The following is a 2,842-nucleotide window of genomic DNA, read 5'->3' on the forward strand; positions in this document are numbered from 1 at the left end:
GGTTTAGCCCTTGGCGGGCTCAGCCACGCTGCTGGCTTCCCTGCCAAGCCAATCACCATCGTTGTGGCCTTTCCCGCCGGTGGCGACACTGATGTGTTGGCTCGCATACTGGCCGAAAAGCTCACCCCACGCCTGGGTCAGCCGGTGATCGTGGAAAATCGCACAGGTGGTTCGGGTGTGATAGGCGCCACCTTTGTGGCCCGCTCGCAACCTGACGGCCACACCCTGCTGCTGGCGCCCAACACCATCGCGATCACGCCGCACGTATTGCAAACCTCTGCTGCGAAGATCAATCCGGCGCAAGACCTCACTCCGATTACACAGCTGGCCAGTCAGTCCTTGTTTGTCGTGGTGGAGAAATCCACTGGCGTGAATAGCATCAGGGAACTGATTGCCGACAACAAAGCCGGCAAGGTGAAAACCTATGCGAGCCCCGGCTCGGGTACACCCATGCACATATTGGCCGAGCTATTCGACAAGGCTGCCGGTACCAAATTCCAGCAGATTCCTTATCGTGGCAGCGCGCCTGCCATTGCAGACCTGGTTGGTAAACATGTCCCTCTCATGTACTCCACTCTGGGGCCAATGGAACAGCACTTGAAAGCCGGCAGCCTTAAAGCGTTGGCCGTGGCGGATGCCGTGCGCTCCCCCTTCCTGTCCCAGGTACCGAGCCTTGCCGAACTGGGCTATCCCAGCGCTCAAGTCGGAGCTTGGCAAGCTTTGTTCGGCCCCAAGAATATGCCGGCCGACGTGGTCGAGACCATCAGCAAGCACTGCAACGAAATTTTGAAGATGCCCGAGGTCGTCGAACGCATGACCACCATGTCGATACAGGCCAAAGGCGGGACGCCAGCACAGATGCAGGCATTGGCCCAGAGCGATTACGAAAAATACGGCAAGCTCGTCAAGGAATTCAATATTCGTGCCGACTGATATCGGCAGTCAGTGAACACGTTTGTATCTCAGAACTCAGTAAATTCATGAGCTCAATGACCTCGATAGATATCGACGCGCTTGATCCACAGCCACCGCTGCCCATGCAGGCGGCAATGGACTATGCCAATACCACCTTGGGCTGGGCCCGGCAGGCCCCAGACTCTCTGATCCTGGCGCGTAATGTGGCCTATGGTGCAGATCCTGCGCAAAACTATGACGTTTTTGGTGACCCGAAGCATCACCAGCAGCCGGCCGTGATTTTCCTGCATGGCGGCGGCTGGACCCATGGCTACAAGGAATGGTGTGCTTTCATGGCCGAACCTGTGGCACAACTCGGCATGCGCCTGGTTACGCCGAACTACAGGCTGGCACCGCAACATCGTTTTCCTGCGGCATATGAGGATTGCCTGGCGATCCTTTATCATTTTTACGAGCATGCCGCGCAATTCGGAACCGACCCATCTCGCCTTTATCTTGCGGGGCACTCTGCGGGCGGTCATTTGGCCCTGCTTACAGCCTTGCGTCGTGCCGAGGTCGGTATTCCAAATGACGCCATTCGCGGTTGCCTGTCCATTAGCGGTGTTTTGGATTTACACCATCCAGAGCCAGCGCCAGGAAGCCTAGAAGAAGCCGTTTACGCCAAGGTGCTGCGCGAGCCGCTTGACGACGCACCAATGAGTCCCTTGAGTTGGGGAGCCGGCAACACCTTGCCAGTGTTGCTCAGCTATGGTGAGCACGATACTGCCCGTGTACGGCGCTCCAACCAGCGCATGGCAGCTATGCTTGCGCTGCAACCCGCTGAAATGCAGTTGCATTGTGAGCCGGGATTGGATCACTTTGCGACGCACCTCAGCCTACGCGACGGACGAGCTCCCTGGTATGAACGACTTGCTCGTTTGGTAGGAGCGGACTGCCCCTAGCCAGGTAGACAAACCCGGTTTATCTAGGGACTGCCCGGTCAGATTCACTTGGGCAGCAGCACCTTGTCGATCACATGGATCACGCCGTTGGACTGGTAGACATCGGCAATCGTCACCGTGGCCATGCCGCCCTTTTCATCGCTGAGCATGATCTTGGCGCCATTGGACTTGGCCATCAGGGTGCCGCCGCTGACGGTCTTGATGCTGGCCATGCCCTTGCCGTCCTTGATCATCTTCGCGAGGGCTGCGGCATCCCATTTGCCGGCCACCACGTGGTAGGTCAGGACCGTGGTCAACGTGGCCTTGTTCTCGGGCTTGAGCAGGGTGTCCACGGTGCCGGCCGGCAGCGCCGCGAAGGCGGCGTTGGTGGGCGCGAACACCGTGAACGGGCCCGGGCCCTTGAGCGTATCGACCAGTCCGGCGGCCTTGACGGCCGCAACCAAGGTCGTGTGGTCCTTGGAGTTGACTGCGTTGTCGATGATGTCCTTGGTGGGCAGCATGGCAGCGCCGCCGACCATCACATCCGCCATGGCGGTCACGGACGTGGCGGACATCACGAAGGCGATACTGAACGCGGCCATCTTGCGGGTGGTGTGGGTCGATGTCATGGAAGGCTCCTTGAAGTTGAATGAACAGCCAAAACGCTTCGGCTGACATGAATACGCAGGAGCCCCTGCCTTTGGATTCAAGAATTTTGCGATGGCCGCGCGCCTCGTCCATGACGCGCAGGAATCCCGCGGGGGTTACGCATCTGGAAAAAATGCGCACCCGATCGACTCGCTCACTGCATACCCCATGGCTGCAAGAGGTGCAGCCTTCAGCCCCGGCGCTTCATGTCGGCACACGCGAGGCCGAAAATCACCAAGCCACCCAGTGCGAGCAGCATGCCGACCCAGCCGGTGGATTCCCAGCCCAGGCCCATCGAGATGGTGATGCCGCCCAGCCACGCGCCCAGCGCATTGGCCAGGTTGAAGGCCGAATGGGTG

The 2,842-nt window shown here is 59.3% G+C and carries 3 protein-coding genes and 1 pseudogene; 2 read left to right on the top strand and 2 right to left on the bottom strand.

Annotated elements, in window-relative coordinates:
- The coding region (locus tag D3H34_RS31435; protein WP_147400544.1) for a Bug family tripartite tricarboxylate transporter substrate binding protein at positions 1-933 on the top strand (933 nt) is incomplete at its 5' end.
- A gap of 47 nt (positions 934-980) precedes the next feature.
- A complete protein-coding gene (locus tag D3H34_RS31440) occupies positions 981-1,856 on the top strand; it encodes an alpha/beta hydrolase (protein ID WP_119558731.1) in 876 nt (291 codons plus the stop codon).
- Positions 1,857-1,900: 44 nt separating this feature from the next.
- Here the strand turns inward: D3H34_RS31440 and D3H34_RS31445 are convergent, their stop codons facing one another.
- Together D3H34_RS31445 and D3H34_RS34810 are read right to left on the bottom strand one after the other, a co-directional pair.
- Positions 1,901-2,464 carry a fasciclin domain-containing protein gene (locus D3H34_RS31445; RefSeq protein ID WP_119558732.1) on the bottom strand — a complete coding sequence of 188 codons (564 nt, stop codon included), beginning with the start codon at positions 2,462-2,464 and terminating at the stop codon, positions 1,901-1,903.
- Between the two features lie 209 nt (positions 2,465-2,673).
- A pseudogene (locus tag D3H34_RS34810) lies at positions 2,674-2,842 on the bottom strand (MFS transporter); the annotation flags it as partial.

The organism is Acidovorax cavernicola (assembly GCF_003581445.1).

Bases quoted from the DNA above. Each gene is read 5' to 3' on its own strand.
- D3H34_RS31440 (WP_119558731.1), top strand. From the start codon at position 981: ATGAGCTCAATGACCTCGATAGATATCGACGCGCTTGATCCACAGCCA.
- D3H34_RS31445 (WP_119558732.1), bottom strand. From the start codon at position 2,464: ATGACATCGACCCACACCACCCGCAAGATGGCCGCGTTCAGTATCGCC.